Origin of the sequence: Tepidanaerobacter sp. GT38, assembly GCF_021991635.1 — a bacterium.
GTDB lineage: Bacteria > Bacillota > Thermosediminibacteria > Thermosediminibacterales > Tepidanaerobacteraceae > DTU063.
The window spans coordinates 53,740-76,589 of sequence record NZ_JAFFJA010000003.1 but is presented as its reverse complement, the minus strand read 5'-3'; the positions used below and the strand labels follow the sequence as shown (position 1 = coordinate 76,589).

The 22,850-nt window shown below is 38.2% G+C and carries 19 protein-coding genes and 1 riboswitch; of the genes, 17 read left to right on the top strand and 2 right to left on the bottom strand.

Annotated features, from left to right (window positions below):
- The first annotated feature begins 2 nt into the window (after nucleotides 1-2).
- The 3 genes from JT739_RS01145 to JT739_RS01135 are packed head-to-tail and all read left to right on the top strand — an operon-like array spanning nucleotide 3 to nucleotide 2,005.
- A complete protein-coding gene (locus JT739_RS01145; RefSeq protein ID WP_237659243.1) occupies nucleotides 3-1,049 on the top strand; it encodes a hypothetical protein in 1,047 nt (348 codons plus the stop codon).
- A gap of 21 nt (nucleotides 1,050-1,070) precedes the next feature.
- The gene (locus JT739_RS01140) at nucleotides 1,071-1,631 is read left to right on the top strand and encodes a hypothetical protein (RefSeq protein WP_237659242.1); all 561 of its coding nucleotides are present in this window, start codon (nucleotides 1,071-1,073) and stop codon (nucleotides 1,629-1,631) included.
- Nucleotides 1,595-2,005, top strand: coding sequence for a hypothetical protein (locus tag JT739_RS01135; RefSeq protein WP_237659241.1), 411 nt, complete (start codon nucleotides 1,595-1,597; stop codon nucleotides 2,003-2,005). Before JT739_RS01140 ends, JT739_RS01135 begins: the two co-directional genes overlap by 37 nt.
- A gap of 1 nt (nucleotide 2,006) precedes the next feature.
- On the opposite strand, the gene ychF is transcribed toward JT739_RS01135, so the two are convergent.
- The gene (gene ychF / locus JT739_RS01130; protein ID WP_237659240.1) at nucleotides 2,007-3,101 is read right to left on the bottom strand and encodes a redox-regulated ATPase YchF; all 1,095 of its coding nucleotides are present in this window, start codon (nucleotides 3,099-3,101) and stop codon (nucleotides 2,007-2,009) included.
- Nucleotides 3,102-3,500: 399 nt separating this feature from the next.
- Here ychF and JT739_RS01125 point away from each other — a divergent pair, with 399 nt between their 5' ends.
- From JT739_RS01125 to trmL, 13 genes are all read left to right on the top strand, one after another.
- On the top strand, nucleotides 3,501-4,082 hold the full coding sequence (locus tag JT739_RS01125) for an FkbM family methyltransferase (protein WP_237659239.1): 582 nt from the start codon (nucleotides 3,501-3,503) through the stop codon (nucleotides 4,080-4,082).
- A 312-nt stretch (nucleotides 4,083-4,394) separates the two neighbouring features.
- Complete coding sequence (locus tag JT739_RS01120) at nucleotides 4,395-7,889, top strand: glycosyltransferase (RefSeq protein ID WP_237659238.1); 3,495 nt, start codon at nucleotides 4,395-4,397, stop codon at nucleotides 7,887-7,889.
- Nucleotides 7,890-8,122: 233 nt separating this feature from the next.
- The gene (locus JT739_RS12780) at nucleotides 8,123-9,286 is read left to right on the top strand and encodes a flagellin (RefSeq protein ID WP_304650957.1); all 1,164 of its coding nucleotides are present in this window, start codon (nucleotides 8,123-8,125) and stop codon (nucleotides 9,284-9,286) included.
- A 73-nt stretch (nucleotides 9,287-9,359) separates the two neighbouring features.
- The gene (locus JT739_RS01105) at nucleotides 9,360-9,728 is read left to right on the top strand and encodes a flagellar protein FlaG (protein ID WP_237659237.1); all 369 of its coding nucleotides are present in this window, start codon (nucleotides 9,360-9,362) and stop codon (nucleotides 9,726-9,728) included.
- A gap of 32 nt (nucleotides 9,729-9,760) precedes the next feature.
- Nucleotides 9,761-11,638 (top strand): flagellar filament capping protein FliD, encoded by a 1,878-nt coding sequence (fliD, locus tag JT739_RS01100; RefSeq protein ID WP_237659236.1) that lies wholly within the window; start codon nucleotides 9,761-9,763, stop codon nucleotides 11,636-11,638.
- Nucleotides 11,639-11,666: 28 nt separating this feature from the next.
- Entirely contained in the window at nucleotides 11,667-12,047 is a 381-nt protein-coding gene (fliS, locus tag JT739_RS01095; protein WP_237659235.1) for a flagellar export chaperone FliS, read from the top strand.
- A gap of 23 nt (nucleotides 12,048-12,070) precedes the next feature.
- Nucleotides 12,071-12,511 (top strand): flagellar export chaperone FlgN, encoded by a 441-nt coding sequence (flgN, locus tag JT739_RS01090; protein ID WP_237659234.1) that lies wholly within the window; start codon nucleotides 12,071-12,073, stop codon nucleotides 12,509-12,511.
- Between the two features lie 226 nt (nucleotides 12,512-12,737).
- Nucleotides 12,738-13,046 (top strand): zinc-ribbon domain containing protein, encoded by a 309-nt coding sequence (locus JT739_RS01085; RefSeq protein ID WP_237659233.1) that lies wholly within the window; start codon nucleotides 12,738-12,740, stop codon nucleotides 13,044-13,046.
- A 75-nt stretch (nucleotides 13,047-13,121) separates the two neighbouring features.
- Entirely contained in the window at nucleotides 13,122-14,678 is a 1,557-nt protein-coding gene (locus JT739_RS01080; protein WP_237659232.1) for a sigma 54-interacting transcriptional regulator, read from the top strand.
- Between the two features lie 166 nt (nucleotides 14,679-14,844).
- Nucleotides 14,845-16,044 carry a methionine gamma-lyase gene (gene megL / locus JT739_RS01075; RefSeq protein WP_237659231.1) on the top strand — a complete coding sequence of 400 codons (1,200 nt, stop codon included), beginning with the start codon at nucleotides 14,845-14,847 and terminating at the stop codon, nucleotides 16,042-16,044.
- 97 nt (nucleotides 16,045-16,141) lie between these two features.
- A complete protein-coding gene (locus tag JT739_RS01070) occupies nucleotides 16,142-17,431 on the top strand; it encodes a Na+/H+ antiporter NhaC family protein (protein WP_237659230.1) in 1,290 nt (429 codons plus the stop codon).
- A 106-nt stretch (nucleotides 17,432-17,537) separates the two neighbouring features.
- Nucleotides 17,538-18,359, top strand: coding sequence for a histidinol-phosphatase (locus tag JT739_RS01065; RefSeq protein WP_237659229.1), 822 nt, complete (start codon nucleotides 17,538-17,540; stop codon nucleotides 18,357-18,359).
- Nucleotides 18,360-18,364: 5 nt separating this feature from the next.
- Nucleotides 18,365-18,865, top strand: coding sequence for a tRNA (uridine(34)/cytosine(34)/5-carboxymethylaminomethyluridine(34)-2'-O)-methyltransferase TrmL (trmL, locus tag JT739_RS01060; protein WP_255688217.1), 501 nt, complete (start codon nucleotides 18,365-18,367; stop codon nucleotides 18,863-18,865).
- Between the two features lie 53 nt (nucleotides 18,866-18,918).
- Here the strand turns inward: trmL and JT739_RS01055 are convergent, their stop codons facing one another.
- Nucleotides 18,919-20,976: a methyl-accepting chemotaxis protein gene (locus JT739_RS01055; RefSeq protein WP_237659227.1), complete on the bottom strand. Its 2,058-nt coding sequence runs from the start codon at nucleotides 20,974-20,976 to the stop codon at nucleotides 18,919-18,921.
- Between the two features lie 58 nt (nucleotides 20,977-21,034).
- A riboswitch (cyclic di-GMP riboswitch) is annotated at nucleotides 21,035-21,127 on the bottom strand.
- Between the two features lie 152 nt (nucleotides 21,128-21,279).
- Between JT739_RS01055 and rlmD the strand changes: the two genes are divergently transcribed.
- The gene (gene rlmD, locus JT739_RS01050) at nucleotides 21,280-22,659 is read left to right on the top strand and encodes a 23S rRNA (uracil(1939)-C(5))-methyltransferase RlmD (RefSeq protein WP_237659226.1); all 1,380 of its coding nucleotides are present in this window, start codon (nucleotides 21,280-21,282) and stop codon (nucleotides 22,657-22,659) included.
- Nucleotides 22,660-22,850 lie beyond the last annotated feature (191 nt).

Genomic DNA, 22,850 nt, shown 5'->3' with positions numbered 1-22,850 from the left:
TCATGGATGAAATTTGTGAAAGACCAAAGAAAAGCATAAATATAGAAAAGACAAAACAAGCCCTGGACATCTTTCGGAAAAGTTGTCCGGAGCTGTTTGAATTGGGGCAGCTGAAGTATTTTCATTTTTTTTATTGTCCAATCTCGGTGGCTTTGGTAGATGCCGATGAGTACATAAGGGAAGAGTATGAATCTTTAGAGCTTCTGGTTCTTAAATTGTATGATGCGGGTTTGACCTCTGTTGATGCTATATGTAAAGTTACAGGCTTACATCCAAAACTCGTCATCAAAACCCTCCAATTGCTAAAAAAGGCCTACAGACACATTGAAGATGAAAGGATAAGCGAGCTGGGCCGGCTGTCAATAAATGAAGGGATTAAGCATGTGGTGTATGAAGTAAAAAAAGAAATCCAATTTGAAGCCATTACAGGCACCGTTTTAGATCGAGAGATTGAACAGAGAAAAGATAAGCTGCTGAAAGGTTTGGACCCCAACTACAGTAGGCCACTGGCAATTGACACGGTCGAATTGGACGAAGAGGTCGCCAGGGACATAAGTGAGCGGCTAAACGAGTACAAAAATACTGAAAAAAGTGTATTTGATAAAAACATCAAGCGCATACGCAAAGTTACCACCAATATGCTCAGGTATACCCCCGCTTATGCCGTGGCTTTTGACTATATGCCCGAGCCCTTTATCATACTGAGAGGCAGGAGCTTTAGTAAGACAGAAAAGCGCTCGGCCCTCATATGGAAGCCTACAGCTATTTCTCAGGCGAATGCCGAGATTTTGCAAGAAAGAAATGTGGACATCATGCCATACAATGTCCGCGCTGAGCACCATTTTGACTACTTAAAAGAAGTAATTGACGGTTTTCATATCGATGATGAAGAAATAGAAGTCATTCAACAATTAGTTAAAGGTGATGAAATATCATTCAAGGTTCAGGTTCATGAGTCAGAAGTTCCGGAGGAATTTACCGGGGAAATAGAGCTAGAAGATAAAGCGGCAAATATCGCAGATTTTCCGGAAATCGTTGAAGAGCTTTAGAATAGATGCGGGGGAACACAGATGGGTTGGAAATGTGATAATTGTTCACACATGAACAGCTACAGGGATAAATACTGCAGTAGCTGCCAAAGTCAGATGAGCCAAGCTGAAATAAATAAAATAGTATCTGAAGAAATACGCTTGCAGCAAATGAAGATTATAAAGCTGCCGCTACAAACTTGGCTGCTGCTTTTAAAATGTCTGGATTATTGCGTCGAGAAAAGGAAACAGATTAATATTGCGGCAACTATTGTCTTGTTGGCAATTATAATTGCCAATCTTGCTCTTTTAAAGGATTTTAGCATGAGCAACCTATGGGAAAAGTCAGACTTAGAATATAAGCTATATCTTGTGCAAAACACAAGACATAAGGACATAGTATACGAGCTTGGCAAAGCTGTTTTAAAAACACTGGAAAATCTAGGGGGAGATAAGCTGAGTGCGATTGTAGAGAACCTATACCGGGCATTAAGAGATAAGGATATTCGACACCTTCATATAAAAAAAGCAAATCCCATAAAAATAAAAGTGCTGGAGGAAAAACTATGGAAAGTATTTTACAAATTACAACCGTTATATTAGGAATTGTTTTAAATATTTTAGCTGCAATTCTGTCACTGGCATATGTATATCGAAGCTGCGTCGGGGAAGGCCTGCCCGGCGAAATAAAAAGACATTATTATGAGCAAGCCGGAAGATGCTTTAAATATGGGAATGGACTAATCCTTTTTATATGGCTTGTAACATCAACTGCCGGAGATGAGCTGATTTTTTCGGGAATGAGAATAGGCATATATTCTTGGGCATTAGTCGCCATCCTAAGCATTACCTGCATGCTTGCAAAACTCGTAACCCGAAGAACAAACGCTGAATGCATCACAACCTTAAGCAGTATATCCACTAGGTCAATAAAATATTTAGCATTATTAATCTTCGTATTTTGGTTTATATCATAATTTAAACATTAAATCTAAACAAAATCACATCACCGTCTTTTACTACATACTCTTTGCCCTCAGAGCGAAGCAGCCCCTTTTCCCGTACTGCATGTTGACTGCCGTGGGCCACCAAATCTTCGTAATCCATAACTTCCGCACGGATAAAGCCCCGCTCAAAGTCGGTGTGAATCTTACCGGCAGCCTGAGGGGCTTTTGTGCCTTTTTTGATAGTCCAGGCACGGACTTGCTTAGATTCTAAAGTAAAGAAAGTTATAAGGCCGAGAAGTCTATAGCATGATTTTATCAGCTTATCAAGACCCGGTTCTTTCAAACCGTATTCGGAAAGCAGCTCCTTCTTTTCCACTTCAGCAAGTTCTGAAAGCTCCGCCTCTAATCTGGATGCGATTGTAATAACTTCAGCACCTTCTTTAGCAGCATATTCTTTGACCTTTTTCACATATTCATTTTCTTCACCTGATATTAGATCATCTTCAGAAATATTTGCTACATAAATGACAGGTTTTGATGTGAGTAAAAACAAGTGTTTTATTATATCCTGCTCCTCATCGGTAAGTTCCAAAGAGCGGGCAGGTATGTTTTGTTCTAAAGCCTCTTTTACTCTTTCCAGGAACGAAAGTTCGGCCAAGGTCTGTTTGTTCCCTGATTTAGCTTGTTTTTTAACTCGTTCTAATCGCTTTTCTAAACTCTCCAAATCGGCAAAAATAAGTTCGAGATTTATTATCTCTATATCCCTTATAGGGTCAACACTTCCATCTACATGAACAACATTTGGGTCGTCAAAACATCTGACAACATGTACCACCGCGTCAACTTCCCGAATATGGGAAAGAAACTTATTTCCAAGCCCCTCACCGCGACTTGCACCTTTTACCAGGCCTGCAATGTCTACAAATTCTATAGTAGTTGGAATTACCTTATCAGGTTGTTCTATTTCTGCAAGTTTTTCAAGCCGTTCATCTGGAACTGCTACTACGCCCACATTTGGCTCTATTGTGCAAAAAGGATAGTTGGCACATTCTGCTCCTGCTCTTGTTAATGCGTTAAAAAGTGTGCTTTTCCCCACATTGGGAAGCCCTACTATGCCTAGTTTCATTCAAAATCCTCCTTTGAATTGTTTCTCAACATATCTTAGATTGTATTATACCAATGAACACACAGTATGGGAACATAACGTATGCAATATACCCATAAAAATACACTTGATATAAAAAAGGAAATTGTAAAACTTAATGAACTGCAGAAACAGCACTTATCAAATCTATAATGAAAAAAGTGTATTCGTCTAAAAAAATGTAGAAAAAACAGGAATTTCCAATCTTTACGTCGAAATTAAATCTATATTCATATTTATGTCGATTATGTTTTGCTCCATAGTTGATCACAAAAAATAATTGTGTACGTCTAATTTTACAACAATAATATCGAAACAAACTGAAAATGTAGTAAACCATAGAAAAATGACTAATCAAATTATGATAAAGGAGTATGATTTATGCATGGAACTTATATAGGAAATAACAAAGTACTAGTATCAACAAAATGGGGTGGAATGTTAACAGTAAATGCTGAAGATTTAAGTTTAGCCCCAGTTTTAATAATTCATGGAATTTATGATGCGGGGTTAACAAATTATTTGATTAAAAACATAAAAAAAGGGGATACAGTTGTTGATATTGGTGCTAACTTGGGATATTTCACAACTTTGATGGGATATTTGGTTGGTCCTATCGGGAAAGTGCTTGCGTATGAGGCGAATCCATCTCTTATACCGTTAATACAAGATAATATTTCAATGAACTACATTGGGGACAGAGTGACGGTATATAATAAGGCAATCTATTCTGAATACAAAACTATGCCTTTTTTCGTTGCAAAGAAGTTTATGGGCAATTCGTCACTTCATAAACATGATAGTGTCTATTTTAATAATTACAAGAGTGACACAATACAAGAAATCCAAGTTGATGCAGAGCCATTAGATGCAATAATGGACAACGTTGATGTGTTAAGTTTTGTAAAAATAGATATTGAAGGTGGAGAATATCATGCGCTAAAAGGTATGGAAAACTTTTAGAATCAAATAAAATTGAAACCTTTAGTTTTGAACTTAATAGAAAGATGTTGCAAAATGATTGGTACTTGTTATATGCCTTTTTAAAGGCTTATGAAGAAAGAATGGAATACTATTTATTAAATAATAATGGCGATATTCTGCCTATATCTCTTGATGATTTATTTATGAAAGATGGAATTCCAAATGTAATTGTTAAAGTAAAAAGGAATATTTAATATTGTGCTTGTTTTAATTGCAGATATTGTTTATTAAAGATACTATTAAAGGGATATACAGAGCTAAGAAATACTGTGGCATAGGAGAAAGAGAAAAATGATAAAAGTTTTGATTGGTACGACAGTGCGTCAACAACCTGAAATATTAAAAGAGTATTTACATTCGCTAAAAAGTTTAAATAAAGAAAATATCATATGTGATTATCTTTTTGTTGATGATAACAATGATATCAAATCAAAAAATCTATTAACGGATTTTAGAGATAATAATCTGGAGAATAGCGTCTATTTAATCGAATCAGATTCAGATAATATTGACTATATCAAAGATGAAAACACCCACCATTGGCGTGAAGAGTTAGTATGGAAAGTAGCGAAAAATAAAAATATCATATTAGAATATGCATTAAAAAACGGCTATGATTATGTTTTTTTGGTTGACTCGGATATTGTACTTCATCCAGCAACATTACAGCATTTGTTGTCATTAAAAAAAAATATTGTGTCAGAAATATTTTGGACAAAATGGAACAATAATTCTACAGAACTTCCTCAAGTATGGCTTAGTGATCAATACAATTTATTTCATAAAGGAAGGGAAGAGAAAGTTACAGCCGAAGAGTTAAATAAAAGAATAAATGAATTTATAGACAAATTAAAAATGCCAGGTGTATATAAGGTTGGCGGCCTTGGAGCATGTACTTTAATAAGTAGAAATGCCATATCTAAAGGGGTTTCATATGATGAAATTTACAATATAACATTCTGGGGTGAGGATAGACATTTTTGCATACGTGCTGCAGCACTTGGCATAGAACTTTTTGTAGATACGCATTTTCCGGCTTTTCATATTTACAGAAGAAGTGATTTAAAAACACTTGGATTATATAAAAAGTATTTAAATGATTATTCGCAATACATATTTTTGCCCGGTAATAGATTAGTAAAAAAAGGAAAAAATAAAATTACTTTAGCGATGATTATAAAAAATGAGGCAAAAAGATACTTAAAAGATGTGTTGCTTAGTGTTAGAGATATTATTAGTAATGCAGTTATTTTAGATGATGGAAGCACAGATGATTCAGAAACTGTTTGCAGAACTATACTTAAAGATATTCCTTTAATTTACCATAAAAACAGTGAATCTGAGTCTTTTAATGAGGTTAAATTGCGAAAACAACTTTGGAAATTAACTATAGATACTAAACCTGATTGGATTTTAAGTTTAGATGCAGATGAAATATTTGAAGAAAATATAAAAAGAGAAATTGATAAATTAATAAATCAACCTCAATATGACGCGATTGGATTTAGATTATTCGATTTTTGGAATGAAAAACAATATCGAGATGACAAGTATTGGAATGCCCATAAGAAATACTGGTTTTTTTTAATAAGGTATCAACCTTTCTTTGAGTATAAATGGAATGAAGTTCCTGACCACTGCGGAAGATTCCCTGCTAATATTTTAAAACTACCTTTTTTGAAAAGCCAAATAAGGATAAAGCACATGGGGTGGGCGAAATTAGAAGATCGATTGAAAAAATATTGCAGATATAAAAAATTAGATAAAGATGGAAGGTACGGTATAAAAGAGCAGTATGAATCTATTTTAGACAAAAACCCAAACCTAATTGATTGGCAGGAAAACATAGCTAATGCTGTAGAAACAAACCCCACCCTATCCCTCTGCATCATCACAAAAGACGAAGAGAAAAACATTGCCCGCTGTATAAACAGCGTAAAAGATGTTGTTGACGAAATAGTTGTTGTTGATACGGGCTCTAAAGATAAAACGGTAGAGATTGCGCAAAGCCTCGGTGCAAGGGTAATACATACAAAATGGGAAGATGACTTCAGCAAAGCAAGGAATACAGCTATTGAAAATGCCAAATCCGATTGGATACTGTTTTTGGATGCAGATGAAGTGGTAAAAAGGGAAGATGTGGGGAAGATAAGGCCGCTGCTGGAAGATGATACCGTAGAAGCTTACATGTTCAAGTTTGTAAACTACGGCGGTGGCAGCATTTCAACCGGGCGCACTACGATTCACTACAATTTTAAATTATTCCGAAACAACGGCAAACTGAGATACGTATATCCCATTCACGAAAATTTAAAAAATGTTGCAGATAATCGGTCTCCGATATACAAGGAATCCGGCATAACAATCTTACATTACGGCTATTTAAAAGAAACGAGAATTGAAAAAAACAAAACCCAGCGGTATATAAACATGCTGTCAAAATATCTTTTGACACATCCAAATGATTTATTCCAGCACCTAAATTTAGGTGTGGAATATTTCAATGCTAAAGAATACGATAAGGCGTTAAAGCACTTGCAGATAGTTCAAAAAAGGATAAAAACAAATTCGCCGTTATTTGTAAGGCTTTATATATATCTGATACAGACGTATACAGAAATGAAAGATTACGATACGGCCCTGAAAATAGTAAATTCTGTAAAATCAGCTTATGAAAAGATACCTGATTTTCACTTCCTTGAAGGAGCTATATATTTTAAGCAGAAGCGGTATCAAAAGGCTGTTGAAACTTTTAACAGGTGCTTTTCTATAGGTGATTGTGAAGGAAGGGCTAACTTCATAGGAGGTGCCGGCAGTTATAGAGCAAAGTACATGATTGCTCATTGCCGTGAAATGCAGGGGGACCTTAACGGTGCCGTAAAAGATTACATAAAATTGCTCATAGCAAGGCCCGGCTTTAAAGAAGTGTTTATAAAACTTTTTGATATATTTGTGAAAAATGAAAAGCCTGAGGCGGTAAGGGAGTTTTTCGATAAATACGTTGACAAAAAAGACCCGGAAAATTATGCCATCTTAGCAAAACTTTATATGAATATTGGTAAGCACGAAATAGCAAAACGCTACTTAGATGATGTAAAAATTGACGTTCAAGGGTTAAACAATTTAAAGGGCATAGTGTATATGGGCCTTAAAAAATATCAGGATGCTCTAAAGTCTTTTGACATGGAATACGGCAGGGCAAAAAATACAGCAAATTACTACAAAGCACTCTGCTATATAATTTTAAAAGACTTTAATCAGGCAAAAGATGCAGTGTGGAAGCTGGAGGATTCAGGAGAAAAAAAGCTGTTTTTAACGATAATTGGGGAGCTGAAAGCTAAATTCGATGAAGTAAAAGATGATTTTTTCCAACTGCTGGAATTTATGTTAACAGTAGATGAATTTGAATTATTCAATAACTTATTGAACATTTACGCTAATCATTTTAGCAGGGATGATTATGTAAGATACGGCAAATTAATGGAAAAAAAGGGTTTTGAAGAGCTGGCATTAAATGCCTACATCACTGCCGCCGATAGAAATTGTCAGGATGCACATGTTTACAGATATCTTGCACAAAAAGCACTGGAAAAGGACATGTATGATGAAGCATTGGCCATGGCAGGAAAAGCGCTAAATCTTGATAGCAGAGATATTGAAAATTATGCGGTGATATATCGGCTGTACAAAACTTTAAAAAGAAAACATGAAACAGAACATATAAAAAAAATTGTAAGAAACATTTATCCTGAGATAGACATTGAAGAACTTACTGCAAAAAGTTGATGAAGGCAGCGACAGTTTAAATACTGTAAAAAAGCGAAAAATCAGGGCAAATTAGGCTATTTTACCAAGATAAATCTAAAAAATTGACCAAAAGCAGGTTTAATTACATGTTTTGACATTAAATTTTATATAAGTTTCATCGACTATATAAGTGAAAGAAAAATTTCGACACGGCCGGTCGAAAAATTTACCCGCAGGGACGCGGGAAAATAAAAAATCAGGGAGGAATAAAAATGAGAATTAACCACAACATAATGGCGTTAAATGCTCACCGCCAGCTTTCAATTAACAACACAAATACTCAAAAATCATTAGAGAAACTCTCATCTGGCTACAGGATCAACAGAGCCGGTGACGATGCAGCAGGCCTTGCCATTTCAGAAAAGATGAGAGCCCAGATCCGCGGCCTCAACATGGCATCAAAGAATGCCCAAGACGGCATTTCCCTCATCCAGACAGCAGAAGGTGCATTAAATGAAGCTCATGAAATTTTGCAGAGAATGAGAGAGCTTGCAGTCCAGTCTGCAAACGATACAAACGTAGGCACTGACCGTCAAGCACTACAGGATGAAGTAAATCAGCTGGCAGAAGAACTGACGAGGATAGCAGAAAACACCGAATTTAACACTCAAAAACTATTAAATGGAGATTTTTCAGGAAAATTCCACATCGGCGCAAATAAAGACCAGAGCATAGATTTAAGCATAAAAGCAATGGATGCCGAGACTCTGGATGTAGCAGAAAAAGCAGAGGTGACTGTATCAGCTAGTGCTATTGATGATTCTACTACAGATCCAACTCCAGTAAATGCGGGGGAAACATATGATATAGTCGAATTTGATACTGTAGCTGTAACTGATGGAAGTTCCAACACAATTAATGCGCAGTATGGCTGGATGAATAAAGATGGCGAAATTGTTGCAATAAGTGCTGATGGAAAAGATTTTAATGCTCTTTCATCTGCAGCAACAATAGAAAATTTAGCAAGCGCTACTTATACTAGTGTTACTTTTGCTTTGGGTGCAGAATTTAAAACTGGCACGGTTGAAATATCTGAAGTAGTTGACACCAATGTTACAGTTACGGCAAGAAGAGGTATTTATATAGCTGATCAGGAATCTGCAAACAGTGCAATTACTAAAATCAACGATGCACTGGAGAAAGTTTCTACCGAACGCAGTAAGCTGGGTGCTGTCCAAAACCGCCTAGAGCACACCATTAAGAACTTGGACACTTCTGCTGAAAACCTCCAGGCTGCAGAAAGCCGCATCCGCGACGTCGATATGGCCAAGGAAATGATGGAGTTTACTAAGCAGAACATCCTGCAGCAGGCTGCAACAGCAATGCTTGCCCAGGCCAACATGGCACCTCAGACTGTGCTTAAGCTGTTAGGCTAATTTCGTAGCTTTCATTGACTTTAAGGCCCGGCGGAAATCCGCCGGGCTGCAATGATATGCGGGGTGATATATTTTGAGGATAGATTCATCTTTTTCCGGTAATATAGATGTTAATTCAGTTAGTAAAGTTCAGGGTAAATCTACGGAAGATGTTACGGGCTCTGTTGCTGTTGGAGAGGCAAATCCAACGGTAAAAGACTTTAAAAGGGCTTTAGGCAAAGAAGATTTTGAGAGCGTCATAGACAGCTTAAAAAATCTCCCGACAGAACTTACTTTCACCCGCCTGGAGTTTAAAATCCACGATGACACCAAGCGAATCATGGTAAGGATATACGATAAGGCCAGCGATGAGCTCATAACAGAGATTCCGCCGGAGAAGTTCTTGGACCTTATAGCTGGGCTTTGGAAGCAGGCAGGTTTAATTGTAGATGAAAAAGTGTGATATATAATTACAGCAGGAGGTGGTGATGTCATATGCTATACAGCCCAATGCGAATAGGCGGTTTGGCTTCTGGCATGGATATAGATCAGATTGTGTCCGACTTGATGAGAGCCGAGCGCATAAAGGTGGACAAGCTCTATCAGCAAAAGCAGGTTATGGAGTGGCAGAAGGCTGATTACCGTGATATTAATTTAAAGCTCAGGTCCCTTTACAATACATCCTTTGATATGAAACTTGCAAGCTCTTATTTAAAGTATAAAGCCATAGGCACTATGAATGACGGCACAAGCTTTGACAAGTACTTTGCTGTGTCGCCGGGTTCCGGTGCCGTACCCGGGGAATATAAAGTGCAGGTCCAGCAGACGGCAAGCTATGCCAGGCTTGAAAGCTCAAAATCTATAGCAAAACCTTTGATGGGAGATAAATTGATATTTGATGCAGAAGGGAAAATCGAAATCCCAGAAGGTAAATTTGAAGTGACAATTGATGGCGTGAAAAAAGAAGTTACATTTGGTGGTATCTATCAGGAAAGTGATATAAATACTTTAGCAGCAGATTTGGAAAAAGCTATAAATACAGCTTTTGGCTGGCAAGATGATGAGAATGGGAACACCGTTGGCATAAAAAGGGTAAAGGTATCCGTAACGGACGATAATAAACTTGCCATAGAGCCTGCCGATGGCTTTAACAAAGTCCAAATTTCTTTAAGCAGTGTAAAAGATGATGAAGGAAACCCGATCAATGATATTCTTACTACCCTAGGCTTTAAAGATGGTGACTCCTATCGACCATTAAACCCGCACACATCATTAAAAAGCCAGCTGGCAGAAGACATAGGTGAGGGTACAATCTCATTTAAAATAAATGGCCACCAGTTTGAATTTGGCTCTAGTGCTACCCTACAGATGATTATAGACAAAATAAATACAATACCAGATGTAGGCGTTACAGCTCGCTATGATGCACTTACCGATAAATTAGTTCTTGTATCAAAGGAGACTGGTCTTGGAGCAAATATTGAGATAGTAGATGAAAGCGGTCTTTTTAAAGCCCTTGGCTTTGAGAATACCAGCGCATCAGGCCAAAATGCTCGCATAGTCTTAAATGGCACCATTGTTGAAAAGACCACAAATGACTTTACCATAAGTGGCATAAGATTTAACTTAAAAGAAGTCATGGAGAAAGGTCAAGAGGCCACCTTCCGGCTTGAAAACGATCCTGATGCTGCAGTTGAAACTATAAAAAAATACATTGAACTTTACAACGAAACCATCGATTTAATAAACAAGAAGCTGTCAGAAGAGCGCTACAGAAACTACCCACCTCTTACCCAAGAGCAGAAAAAGGAAATGACAGAAAAAGAGATTGAACTTTGGGAGGAGAGGGCAAAGAGCGGTCTTTTAAGATCTGACCCACTCCTTGATAGAATAGTTCAGAACCTTCGCTATGCAGTAGCAAGTGTCGTGGCAGGCCAGCCTGCTGGCATGAAATCTCTTGCTGATATAGGTATCACCACCATTGACTGGAGAGAAAAAGGGAAGCTCCATGTAAATGAAGAAAAGCTAAGAAGCGCCATAGCCAAAGACCCGGAAGCTGTCATGAGGCTCTTTAATGCAGATGGGGCCGATTCTTCAAAAGACGGTGTGGCAACTCGCCTTTACGATATATTAAAAGGCGGAATTGAAGATATAACGGAAAAAGCCGGCGGCGGAGAATTTCAAATATATGATGACAGCATCCTCGGCAAACAAATCCGGGATATGGAAGATCGCATTTCAAATATGGAACAAATGCTCCTGCGCACTGAAGAGCGGTACTGGCAAAAGTTTATTGCCATGGAGCAGGCAATACAGTTTGCAAATCAGCAGAGCTTGTGGCTCATGTCCCAGATGAATATGACGGGGTATTAATATGTAGCGAAGAAAGGGGGCTACTCTTTTGATAAATGTCAATGCCTATCAACAATATCAGTACAACTCAATAATGTCTGCTTCCCCTGAGCGCTTGGTGCTGATGCTTTTTGAAGGTGCCATAAGGTTTGTGAAACTTGCCCGAAAGGCCATTGAGGAAAAGGATATAGCAGGGGCCAATGAAAATCTCACCAAGGCCCAGGACATCATAGCAGAGCTAAATCAAAGCCTTGATATGAGCTATGATATATCAGAGAACTTAGCCGGCATCTATGATTTTTTGTACAGGCGGTTGGTTGATGCAAATATAAAAAAAGATGCTGAGTTTCTAGATGTAGTGGAATCAATGCTTAAGGAACTGAAGGATACGTGGGAACAGGCTTATGTCAACTCAAAAAAGAACTCTTAAATTTTGATGCTGGGAGCAGTCAAATGGAAGAAACCGTAAAAAGTTTATTAGAACAAAAACTTAATGTGATGGAAAATCTGCTAAATATCACTCAAAGGATTTCTGAGATTATAAAACGCGAGGACACCGAGGAGTTATTGATAGCTTTAAATGATCGGCAGCAGCTGATAAATAATATTGACCAAATAGACACTAAGCTGCTCAATTTTTTTAATGATGACATAAGCGGGCTTATAAAATACACATTAGGGGACTGTAAGTTGCGAGCTGTACATAATGATATACTGTCATTACTTAAAAAAATAAAGGAAATTGACGATATAAACCTTGACGGAATCAAAGCTTTATTTTCTAAGCTAAAGGAAGATATATGCAAATTAAGACAAACTGAAACTGCCCTTAAGGGCTACGGAATCATAGGTGCTGGCAGTCGAGATGGCGCATTTATAGACACCAAGAAATAGCATGTCTTAAGAAATTATTTATTTTTCTTGCATTTTATTACAATTGAGGTTATAATTGAACATAGGCATAACTTAGGTCTGTGGTTGAAAGTCGATGCCAGGGCCGGAGGCGAAGCGACTCCCAGGGGTGGTGATCCACTTAGGTATACGGCGTCTTCTGGGGATGACCAGGTCAGCTAAGCGAATGCCAACAATACTTTTTCTAATAAAGTGAGGGGTTTTTTTAATGGCATTTCAGGACAAAACAATAGTGTGTAAAGAGTGTGGTAAGGAGTTCGTATTCACCGCAGGCGAGCAGGAGTTTTATGCGGAAAAGGGTTTCGAAAACGAACCTTCCAGATGCAAAGCCTGCCGAGATGCGCGTAAAAGGAGGATAAACGAGGGCGGGCATCAAAGACGAAACAGGCAAATGTATGATGCAGTTTGTGCCGATTGCGGTGCAGCCACACAGGTTCCCTTTAAGCCCAGAGAAGATAGACCCGTATACTGCAGTGATTGCTATCAAAATCATCGCATGGCCCAAAATGGATACTAAAAAGGGAAAATAAGTCCGGTACTACACCGGACTTTTGTTGTGCTTAAAGGAATTTTAAGCAGTGGGGTGTATTAAATGACCATCCGACTTAAAATTTTGACCAATGACAGGGTAGGCATGGTACTGGATATTTTAAAGATACTCTACAAATATGATGTAAATCTTAAGGCTTTGGAAGTAGGCCCAGGGCTCATTTGCCTTAAAATGGATAAAAATTTTCGAGTTTCCCTTTCTTATTTATTAAAACAGCTGCGGGCTCAAGATGATGTTATAGAAATTTCTGAAGCGAAACTTTTGCCTTATGAAAAGCGTGAAAAGCATATGAAAGCGGTCCTTGATGCCACCGGTGAAGGTATAATAGCAATTGACAAAAACGGCATAATAACTACTTTTAATGCAGCGGCCGAAAATATATTAAAGGTTTCTGCAAAAGTTGCTTTAGGCAAAAATATTGCAGATATTATTTCGCCTGATATTCCCATATTAAAAACTATAGTTACTGGTGAAAGCTATGATAATGAAGAAATGATTATAAACACCCCTAAATTAAAGAGCCACTATATAACTTCAGGTCGTCCCATCTTAGATGAAGAAGGCAATCCCATCGGTGCAGTAGCTTCTCTCAAAGATATTGAAAATGTAATGGAACTTATTCATACATTTACACAGCCACCAATGATAACCTTTGATGAAATTCTTGGAGAAAGTAAAGAGATTACTAGGGTTAAAGAGCTTGCCAGAATTGTAGCAAAAGGAGATTCTACAGTGCTCATTAGAGGTGAAAGCGGAACCGGTAAAGAGCTCTTTGCACGCTCTATTCACATGGCAAGTTCCCGTCGTGACAAGCCTTTTGTAGCTGTAAACTGTGCAGCACTGCCTGATACCCTTCTTGAAAGTGAACTTTTCGGATATGAAGAAGGTGCTTTTACAGGTGCAAAACGCGGCGGAAAACAGGGTCTTTTTCAGTATGCTGACAAAGGCACTTTGTTTCTTGATGAAATTGGTGAACTTTCTCCTCATCTGCAGGTAAAGCTGCTTAGGGTTCTGCAAGAAAATAAAATTAGGCGTGTTGGGGGCGATGAGGAGATATCCGTCAATGTCAGGATTATAGCCGCAACCAATAGAAATCTTGAAGAACTGATGAAAAACGGCCAGTTTCGCGATGACCTTTATTATCGCCTAAATGTAATTCCTCTCATAATCCCGCCTTTAAGGGATAGAAAAGAAGATATTCCCATATTAACTCGTGCTTTTATAAAAAAGCTATCTTATAAAATGAATAAGAATGTAGTGGATATAAGTGATGAAGCCATGCGTCGCTTGATGAATTACGATTGGCCGGGAAATATCAGAGAGCTGTCAAATGTAATAGAAAGGGCCATGAACCTTTGTGATGACGTAATACAGTCACACCATCTATTTCTGCAGTACGAAGAGCTATCAAGTTCTGTTATATCAGGAAAATTAGGGCAAAAGACACTAAAAGAAATAGTAGAAGATGCTGAGAAAAGGACTATATTAGATGCCCTTGACACTTATAGTAGCATACGCAAAGCCGCAAAGGCTTTGGGTATAAGCCATGCTGCCTTAATAAACAAAATGAAAAAATATAAAATAAATCGAGGGCCTTAAGTGGTAGTTATATTAACCAGTGGTATAAAAAATAACCACTGAATTTTCAAACAATGGTTAGAAATATTACCGACCGTGCAGAATTACTAATGTTTTTGCTTTTGGCATAAATTTTGCAAACAAATAATAAATGAAACACAATAAAAGCACAGGGAGGTAATATTTCATGGCTATGGAAGTAAAAGGGTTTAATACAAAAGCTATCCATGCAGGGCAAAAACCATGTCCTGTTACTGGAGCTCATGTTACTCCCATCTATCAGACATCAACATTTGTTTTTAAAGATGTGGAGCAAGGTGCGCGCCGTTTCGCCGGACAAGAGCCGGGCTATATTTATACAAGGCTTGGCAATCCGACGATTACTGAACTTGAAGAAAAAATAGCAGCTCTTGAAGGAGGAGAGGCAGCGTTAGCAACGGCTTCAGGTATGGCCGCTATTTCTACAGCTTTGGTGTCTCTGTTAAAACAGGGCGATCATGTAGTAACCGGTGATACCCTTTATGGCTGTACTCATGGCTTTATAAATGAGTTGTTGCCGCGATATGGCGTTGAAGTAACTGCGGTAGATACGTCCGATTTAAATAATATAGAAAAGGCCATGAAGCCAAATACCAAAGTAGTATATGTAGAAACTCCGGCTAACCCCACAATGAAAATGGTTGATTTAAAAGGTGCTGCAGACGTGGCACATAGGCACGGTGCACTGCTAATCGTTGACAATACCTTTATGTCGCCTTATCTGCAAAGGCCTATTGAACATGGCGCTGATGTAGTTGTCCACAGTGCTACCAAATATATAGGCGGACACGGAGACGTGATTGCGGGCCTTATTATAAGTTCTAAAGAATTGATAGATATTATGCGCATACCATATTTGAAAGATTTTGGCGGTGTTTTGTCTCCCTTTGACGCCTGGCTATTACTCAGGGGACTTAAGACTTTAGGAATTAGAATGGAACGTCACTGCATCAACGCTCAGAAAGTTGCGGAATATTTAGAGAAACACCCATTGATTGAAAAAGTATATTACCCTGGGCTTCCTTCCCACCCTCAGCATGAACTGGCTAAAAAACAAATGGACGGCTTTGGTGGAATGATGAGCTTTGAACTTAAAGGCGGACTTGAAGCAGGCAAAATACTAATGAATAGTGTAAAGATGATTTCACTTGCTGTAAGTCTAGGTTGTGTTGACTCATTAATACAGCACCCTGCTTCTATGACACACTCACCAGTGCCCCGGGAAGAGAGGTTAAAAGCAGGCATTACGGACGGTCAAGTGAGACTTTCAGTTGGCATTGAAGATGTGGAAGATATTATTAATGACCTGGATCAGGCATTAAAGGAAGTAGAAAAGCATACTAAGTGAGACTGAGCTTAAAAACAACTATTTTCCTACAATTGTACTTGTTGTATGTTATAATTATGTGGAGCAATTTATAAAAATAAAATAAAGGGGGATAAGTATGAAAAAGGGCAATCCTACGGCATTGCTGCCCTTGGTGGTTTTCTTGGCCTTGTTTTTAGGTTCAGGTATTTATTTTAATATGCAAGGTGTCGACATGGCTTTCTATCAGCTGCCCGCACCTGTTGCTGCAATTGTAGGTATTATATTAGCTTTTGTTATGGGCAAGGGCAGCATAGATGAAAAGATGGACACTTTTGTAAGTGGCGTAGGTGACAGCAATATCATCATAATGTGCATGATTTACCTCTTAGCAGGAGCATTTTCTGCTGTTGCAAGGGCTATGGGGGGTGTAGAATCAACAGTCAATTTCGGCCTTTCAATAATTCCGCCTAGCCTCATTCTGCCTGGAATTTTTATTATCGCATGTTTTGTATCTACGTCAATGGGTACATCTATGGGCACTATAAGTGCTGTAGCACCTATAGCTGTTGAGATGGCCATCAAGGCACAACTGCCTGTTGCTGTAGCCGTAGGCGCAGTTGTGGGTGGGGCTATGTTTGGCGACAATCTCTCTATGATTTCCGACACCACTATTGCCGCGACCCGCACTCAGGGGTGTGAAATGAGAGATAAGTTTATAATGAATTTTAAAATAGCGCTACCTGCTGCAATCTTAACCATAATCATTATGATTATTTCCGGTGTATCAGGTCAAATTCCTGATGATTTAGGCTACAGTGTTATAAAAATAGTTCCATATATTGCTGTATTGGTGTTAGCACTTTTAGGTATTAATGTGTTTTTGGTCTTGATAATAGGCATTGTTTTAGGAGGAGTTATCGGTCTTTTAGACGGCAGCTTTACTCTTATAGCCTTTACTCAGACAATATATGATGGTTTTACCTCCATGCAGGAAATATTCATTCTTTCGCTTTTAGTCGGCGGTCTTGCAGCACTAATTTCAAAAGAAGGCGGCGTTGATTATCTTCTAAATACTATTACCAGCCGCATAAAAAGTGTCAGAGGAGCAGAGGCAGGTATCAGCGCTCTCGTATCTGTGGCAGATATCTGTACAGCAAATAATACCGTGGCAATTGTAATAACAGGTCCCATGGCAAAGCAAATAGCTGATGAAAACGGCGTTGACCCAAGGCGAAGTGCCAGTTTACTTGATATTTTCTCATGTATATGGCAGGGCATCATACCGTATGGCGCACAGCTTTTACTTGCAGGGCAACTATCTCAGCTTTCACCCATTGAGATAATGCCGTCTTTATACTACCCATATCTATTGGCAATTGTGGCTATTCTAGCTATAATATTTGGCTTTCCAAAGGCAAAAGCTTAAGTGATGATTTCCTATAACCTGGGATAAACTCCCGGGTTTTTTTATCTTTTTTTGTAAGGTTATGCTATAATATTTACTGTTATAAATATTTTATTTAGGTGATCTTATGAAGTTTTATGATTTTCACGTGCACTTGGAACAAGGACCTTATACCATAGAGTGGATACGCCGATTTTACGAAGTAGGAGAAAAAAGAGGTGTTGTTGAAGTCGGTTTTTCGGAACACGGCCATAGATTTAAAGAGTCAGTTGGGCTTTTGGCAAGTGACGGTTTTAGGGGCAAATGGACAAGAGAAGAGGCAACAGAAAGCATCGAAGATTACATAGAAGTAGTTGAAAAGGCAAAGAAGCTGGGGCTACCTGTGAAACTGGGTATTGAACTAGATTTTGTCCCTGAATACGAAGATGAAATAAAGAAGTTCGCAAAATCGTATCCTTTTGACTACGTATTAGGTGCAGTACACTGGCTGGGGGATTTTGGTTTTGACCACCCTGCTCTAATTGATGAGTGGAAAGAAAGAAATGTCGATGAAATTTATAAGGAATATTTTGATACGCTACTTATTGCAGTAAAATCTGGGATTTTTGATGCCATTGCCCATCCCGATGTTATTAAGGTGTTTGGCTATAGACCCAGTCAAGATATGAGCAGGTGGTATGAACAATTAGCAAAATCTCTAAGACAAATGGATATTTGTTTGGAAGTAAGTACAGCAGGGATCAGAAAACCTGTGGGAGAATTGTATCCTTCACAAGAACTCATGAAGTATTTTAAAAAATACCAGGTGCCTGTCATGATAAGTTCTGATGCCCATGTGCCAGAAGATGTGGGTAGGGATTTTGATAAGGCCTTGGAATTTATCAGAAGTTTTGGTTATGATAAAATTTGCTATTTTGATAAAAGAATCAGGAAATCAATAAATATATAAACAGCATGAAGGTGATATGTGTGTTGCATGTAGTTTTGGTTGAGCCGGAAATACCGCAAAATACGGGGAATATTGCAAGGACCTGTGCGGCAACCGGGGCTGTTTTGCATTTGGTAGGACCTTTGGGATTTAGCATAGATGACAAGCATTTAAAAAGGGCAGGCCTTGATTATTGGTCACTAGTCGATGTAAGGTATTATGAAAGTTATGATGAGTTTGAAGCAAAAAACCAAAGTGAATCAAAGTTTTTTCTCACAACAAAGGCTAAGCGCTGCTATACAGATGTAAACTTTCCGGAGAGCGAATGTTATTTAGTATTTGGCAAGGAGACGGCAGGCCTTCCTATGCCACTTTTGCAAGCTCACTGGGAAAGCTGTATCAGAATTCCAATGGTCGATGATGCCAGGTCATTAAATCTTTCAAACTCTGTAGCTATCGTGGTGTATGAGGCTCTTCGCCAATGGGGTTTTCCTGGGCTTAAAATTCAAGGCCCATCAAAGGCTTAAAAAAGACTAAAAAAATACACCGGTCAAAATAACTTTGACCGGTGTTTTAGATTTCATACTTTAAATTTATTCACTAACATTGCCAGATTTTCTGCAAGTTTTGCCAGCTCCTGAGCCGATGAAGATATGCTTTCCATAGTTGCTGTTTGTTCTTCTGTAGATGCTGATACTTCTTGTGTTCCTGCAGCTGTTTCTTGAGATATGCTGGATATATCCTGGACCATGCGCACTATGTTATCTATATGGCTGTATTGTTCAGAAAGCACATTAGAAATATTTTGTGAACGCTGTGCCACCATTTCTATTTCGGCCATTAATGTATCGATTTGTGTGTTTATGTCTAGAATTAGCTCTTGGCCTTCTTCAACTTCCTTAATACTTTCTGCCATGGAATTTACTGCAACTCGGCTGTTGGCTTGTATGTCCTTGACTATTTTGGATATCTGTTTTGCAGCTTCTCCAGATTGTTCAGCAAGTTTTCTTACTTCATCGGCTACTACTGCAAATCCTCGACCATGTTCACCGGCACGGGCGGCTTCAATGGAAGCGTTGAGGGCGAGTAGATTTGTTTGATCTACGATTTCACCTATGATACCGGTGATTTTGCCAATTTCACTGAGTTTGTCGTCTAATTGTGCCAATATGCTGTTGGAGTTGTCAACAGATGTTCGTATTACATCCATTTTATCTCTGGACTGTCTGATATTCTGCTGGCTTTCCTTTGCTCGCTCATTCATGAGCTGAGCTGAATTAGCTGTGGAACTTGCATTTTCTTCTACTTTTCCATTTGCAATGACCAGCTGATCTACGACTTGAGCGATTTCCTCTAATTTTTTAGCCTGGTCATTTGCACCTTGAGCGATTTGTTCGATAGCCTGAGCTACCTGCTGAGCTGAAAGGGTGCTCTGTTCGGAACCAGATGCCAATTCCTCAGCTGAGGCCGACAGGTTTTCTGTAGCATGAACGACTTCTTGTACCAGTTGCCTCAAATTAGACGTCATAGTATTAAATGATGCTGCCAGTGCACCAACCTCTGTCTTGTCTTTTAATTCTACTACACTTGTCAAATCATTGTTTGCTACCTTTTCTGTAGCTTCAAGCAGTTTGCGTAATGGCTTTATAGTGATTTGACCTAGGAACATACTTAAAGCAAAACTTACAACAGCGACAATTAAGGCAATGCTTAAGAATGTTTTGGTAATCGCGTCAACAGAGCTAAATGCCTCTGCCACAGGTTGCTGTACAAATATTCCCCAGCCTAAAAGATTATAACGACCGAAGGCCACAAATTGTTCTTTGCCATCTGCATCCTTATATGTTGTAAAGTCCTTTTCACCGCTTAGGGCCTTCTTAACAAAATCAAAATTGGAATAGTTTTCCTGAGATTTAACTATCTTATAATCCTTATGTGCTATTACACGCCCGCTTTTGTCAGTGATAAATGCAAAACCTTCTTCACCAACTTCCAAATTCATTACCGTTCGTGTTAAACTTACGAGGGATATATCTGCGCTTATGACTCCGATAGGTTCTCCTGTATCGGATAAAATAATATTAGAAATAGAAATAATAGAGTTGCCAGACATAGGATCAACACGCACATTAGAAATATAACTTCCCTTTGCTTCTAAAGCACCTATATACCAATCTTCTTTACTAACGTCATAATCATCAGAAAAGCTAGCAAAAGGTACGGCGAAAACACCGTGTTCTTCAATATTTGCAACATATATGCGAAGAATTTGGGGGTTTTGTTGAACTACATCATATAAGAACGGAGATATATCATCTTTTTGCAAAGACCTAAGAGTTTTCGTATTCGCTACAAAAGCTATAAGGTTTTTGTTTTGCTCTATAAAAATATCAATGTTATCGTTTAAGTTATCCACAATTATGCTTGCCTTATCATGGATTTCATGAGTTACCGAATTTGCGGTAATTTGGTTGACTATAATACCCATAACTATAAGGGGTATAATTGCCATGAGCACAAAAAAAGCTGCTAAACGTGTTTTTAAGCTATTATTAATGCCTATACTTTTTTTATTTTTTGATAACTTAGGTTGCTTTTTTGGAAACTTGAGCTTTGGCAATTTAAAATTTACCTTCACATATAAAACCTCCATCCTTAAAAATTTAAAAAAACAAAAAGCCCTTCTGGGCATTAAAATGTGCAGCCTGGCAACCATAGTTTTTTAATATAAAAACTTTAGGCCCATAGCTTTGCGTCCGCCCCTTTCGAGGAGTTTGCCAAGAATACGTTATTTTATTTTAGTAAGATATTACCAGCTTTTAATATAATTATATCTAATTATCCAGTAATATACAAGAATAAAATCGACAAAAATTGGATTTTTTCTACACAAATGTTAAAATTAAAAAAGGTATTTTAACAAAAATGGGGGGGGAATCAAATGGCTCGTAAAATCAACACAGAATTAAAGACAGGTAGCATACATGAGGTAATAATAGAAAAAATGGCCCATGAAGGCCAGGGAATTAGTAAAATTAGCGGGAAGACTGTTTTTGTTGAAAATGCAATAATTGGAGAAAAATGTCTCATTGAAATAGTAAAATCAAAAAAAGATTATGCCATTGGCAAAGTTAAAAAAATCATTGAATCTTCTCCTTACAGGACAAATCCAATATGTGATAGTGCCAGCCAATGTGGTGGTTGTAGTCTTTTGCACATGTCATATGAAGGGCAGCTCATGTTTAAGACCGAGAAAGTTAAAGACAGTTTAAAAAGGATAGGGCATATAGATACATTAGTTTACGATACTTTGGGAATGGAAAGGCCATGGCATTATCGAAACAAAACACAGCACCCTGTCGGCATGCATGGAAACTATATTGTGATTGGATTTTATGAAAAAGGAACTCATAATATTGTAGAGACAAAAGATTGTTTACTACAGCACCCAATAGTTAATGAGGTGCTTTCTACTGTCAAGACTTGGATGGTGCAATATGACATACCGGCGTATGATGAAACAGCGCACAGGGGCCTTGTACGCCATGTGGTAACCAGAGTTGGTTATAGGACAGGAGAAGTTATGGTTATAGTGGTGGCTAATGGAAGGGAACTTCCTTTTGCAAGCAGTTTGATAGATAAACTTGCAAATAATATACCACCTTTAAAAAGCGTTGTACTAAACGTTAATACAAAAAAGACAAATGTAATTTTAGGCAGTGAAAACATTCCATTATACGGTAGGCCATATATATACGATTACATAGGTGATATCAAGTATAGAATATCGCCACTATCTTTTTTTCAAATAAATCCCGTACAAGTTAAAGTTTTGTACAATAAAGCCGTGGAATATGCTCAACTTACCGGAAGCGAAACGGTAATAGATTTATACTGCGGGATAGGAACAATAACACTTTTTTTGGCAAAAAAGGCCAAAAAGGTTTACGGTATAGAAGTAGTGCCTGAAGCTATTTCTGATGCTATTTACAATGCCGAGATTAACGGTATAGATAATGTAGAATTTATCCAGGGAACTGCTGAAACCATTATGCCTGAAATGGCAGCAAGGGAAATTAGGCCTGATGTAATAGTAGTAGATCCTCCGCGAAGAGGCTGCGATCAAAAGACCCTTGATGCTATGGTGAAAACTTCACCTGAAAGGATTGTGTATGTTTCATGCAATCCTGCAACTCTTGCGAGAGATTTGCGCTATCTTGAAGATAGAGGATATAAAACTGAGAAAGTTCAGCCAGTAGATATGTTTCCACAATCACATCATGTTGAGTGCGTAGTATTGATGTCAAGGGTTGAGAAATAAAAACCTGAAAAGCTTGTAAATAAAGGGTTCCAGACATTTAGTTTTTCTCGAGGCCGATCTGCTGGATGTGGCAATGTCAGGAAACCCTTATTTTTATTGTTTGCGGGAACATATCAACTACCCTGAAAATTTATAGTTGAGTTACCAGATTAGATAACACCCTTTTTTACAGGGGGTTGAGGATACAGGAT

What these genes read in the sequence shown, in the direction of transcription:
- JT739_RS01145 (WP_237659243.1), top strand. Translation starts at nt 3, where the DNA reads ATGGATGAAATTTGTGAAAGACCAAAGAAAAGCATAAATATAGAAAAG.
- JT739_RS01140 (WP_237659242.1), top strand. Translation starts at nt 1,071, where the DNA reads ATGGGTTGGAAATGTGATAATTGTTCACACATGAACAGCTACAGGGAT.
- JT739_RS01135 (WP_237659241.1), top strand. Translation starts at nt 1,595, where the DNA reads ATGGAAAGTATTTTACAAATTACAACCGTTATATTAGGAATTGTTTTA.
- ychF (WP_237659240.1), bottom strand. Translation starts at nt 3,101, where the DNA reads ATGAAACTAGGCATAGTAGGGCTTCCCAATGTGGGGAAAAGCACACTT.
- JT739_RS01125 (WP_237659239.1), top strand. Translation starts at nt 3,501, where the DNA reads ATGCATGGAACTTATATAGGAAATAACAAAGTACTAGTATCAACAAAA.
- JT739_RS01120 (WP_237659238.1), top strand. Translation starts at nt 4,395, where the DNA reads ATGATAAAAGTTTTGATTGGTACGACAGTGCGTCAACAACCTGAAATA.
- JT739_RS12780 (WP_304650957.1), top strand. Translation starts at nt 8,123, where the DNA reads ATGAGAATTAACCACAACATAATGGCGTTAAATGCTCACCGCCAGCTT.
- fliD (WP_237659236.1), top strand. Translation starts at nt 9,761, where the DNA reads ATGCTATACAGCCCAATGCGAATAGGCGGTTTGGCTTCTGGCATGGAT.
- flgN (WP_237659234.1), top strand. Translation starts at nt 12,071, where the DNA reads ATGGAAGAAACCGTAAAAAGTTTATTAGAACAAAAACTTAATGTGATG.
- JT739_RS01085 (WP_237659233.1), top strand. Translation starts at nt 12,738, where the DNA reads ATGGCATTTCAGGACAAAACAATAGTGTGTAAAGAGTGTGGTAAGGAG.
- JT739_RS01080 (WP_237659232.1), top strand. Translation starts at nt 13,122, where the DNA reads ATGACCATCCGACTTAAAATTTTGACCAATGACAGGGTAGGCATGGTA.
- megL (WP_237659231.1), top strand. Translation starts at nt 14,845, where the DNA reads ATGGCTATGGAAGTAAAAGGGTTTAATACAAAAGCTATCCATGCAGGG.
- JT739_RS01070 (WP_237659230.1), top strand. Translation starts at nt 16,142, where the DNA reads ATGAAAAAGGGCAATCCTACGGCATTGCTGCCCTTGGTGGTTTTCTTG.
- JT739_RS01065 (WP_237659229.1), top strand. Translation starts at nt 17,538, where the DNA reads ATGAAGTTTTATGATTTTCACGTGCACTTGGAACAAGGACCTTATACC.
- trmL (WP_255688217.1), top strand. Translation starts at nt 18,365, where the DNA reads ATGAAGGTGATATGTGTGTTGCATGTAGTTTTGGTTGAGCCGGAAATA.
- rlmD (WP_237659226.1), top strand. Translation starts at nt 21,280, where the DNA reads ATGGCTCGTAAAATCAACACAGAATTAAAGACAGGTAGCATACATGAG.